Below are 1407 nucleotides of genomic sequence, written 5' to 3'. Positions count from 1 at the left end.
TCAAGCCGATGCGAAGTTTCGGTTTAGCTGCCATTGATTGCCTCGTGATTGACAATGAGCGCAGGATCAATCCTGCCTTTTATAAAGTTCAGCGCGTTTTCCACACAGGCGCAGGCCATACGTTCAGCCGCCTCATTGGACAGCCCGCCAATATGGGGTGACAGGATCACCCGCGGATCCGAGAAAAGTGGGTTATCAAGGGCAGGGGGTTCGGATTGGAACACATCCAAACCTGCCGCGGCCACCGTGCCATCCTTTAGCGCCGCCAACAGGGCCGCCTCATCGACAACGCCACCGCGCGCCGTGTTGCAGATCACAACACCGCGTTTCATATGCGCAAAGGCGGTGTGATCCAACAGCGCGCCTTTGGCGGCGGGGATATGCACCGAAATGAAATCAGCCTCAGCCAAGGCTGCGGATAAATCTGTCACTTCTTGCACGGTCCCTTCGGGCCATGCGCCCATTTGGGAAAGATAGGGGTCATAGGCGGATATATGCATGCCAAACCCAACGGCCATTTTCGCTAAACGCCGCCCGATGCGGCCATAGCCGATGATCAAGAGGCGTTTGTTATACACTTCGCGCGCGCGCAAAAGATTACGCCAGTTCCAATCGAACCCTTCGCTACCACGTGTGGCGAAATGCGCGTCTAACGCCTGTTTCGCGCCAGCAAGCATCATCATCATGGCCTGCTCGGCCACGGAGATAGAATTGACATCCCCCACAATGGCCAAGCCAATTCCGCGGGCCGACAATGCATCTACATCCACCGCGTCATATCCCACGCCGTGGCGCGAGACGATTTTCAGGTCTGTTGCAGTTGCAATCATCTCGGCCGTCAGGGGTTGTGTGCGCAGCACAAGCGCATCGGCCTGCGGCAGATAGGGCAGATAGGCCGTAGGTGCGGGATCGGTCACATAGGTGACATCCACGCCCTGCGTTTTAAGTCGCTCAAGCAGCGCCTCGCCCGTTGGATGAAGCGCCCCTGCAACCAAGAGCCGTGTCATCAATAGCCCCCTTTGCCAGCACCTGTGCTGTCCGAACCACCGGCGCGGCCCACAACCTCATGCCAGCCTGTGACCGCCGCGCGGGCTGATTGCGCCAAAAAGCGCACATCACCCCCAACAGTGGTGAGGCGATAGCCCCACTCAATGGCGCGGGCTGCATAGGCGGGGCTGCCGCAATGCAGGCAGGCGGCGATCTTGTTCTTGCGACATACGGCGGCGATTTCCTTAATCATCGCGATCATCTCGGGTTCTTCGCGGTCAAACCCTGGGGGCAAACGCCCCGCTTGGGTGCCGAGGGTCAGATCAGCAGGGCCAACATAAATACCGTCTAGGCCAGGGGTCGCTGCGATTTCCTCATGATGTTCCATGCCTGCTGCGGTTTCGATCATGGCAATGGCCA

Annotated in this window: 2 protein-coding genes; both read right to left on the bottom strand. The window is 58.6% G+C overall.

Annotation, left to right across the window (positions count from 1 at the left end; translation table 11 throughout):
- Positions 1 to 23: 23 nt before the first annotated feature.
- Positions 24 to 1007 carry a hydroxyacid dehydrogenase gene (locus tag ACR0DK_RS20490; protein WP_480737921.1) on the bottom strand — a complete coding sequence of 328 codons (984 nt, stop codon included), beginning with the start codon at positions 1005 to 1007 and terminating at the stop codon, positions 24 to 26.
- Positions 1007 to 1407: aldolase/citrate lyase family protein (locus ACR0DK_RS20485; protein ID WP_480737918.1), on the bottom strand; the 401-nt coding region annotated here is incomplete at its 5' end. The genes ACR0DK_RS20490 and ACR0DK_RS20485, both read right to left, overlap by 1 nt.

The sequence above is a fragment of the Ruegeria sp. CE6 genome (assembly GCF_056537485.1).
The sequence above is the reverse complement of the archived record's forward strand: the minus strand, read 5'-3'. Positions and strand labels throughout refer to the sequence as shown.

Bases quoted from the DNA above. Each gene is read 5' to 3' on its own strand.
- ACR0DK_RS20490 (WP_480737921.1), bottom strand. From the start codon at position 1,007: ATGACACGGCTCTTGGTTGCAGGGGCGCTTCATCCAACGGGCGAGGCG.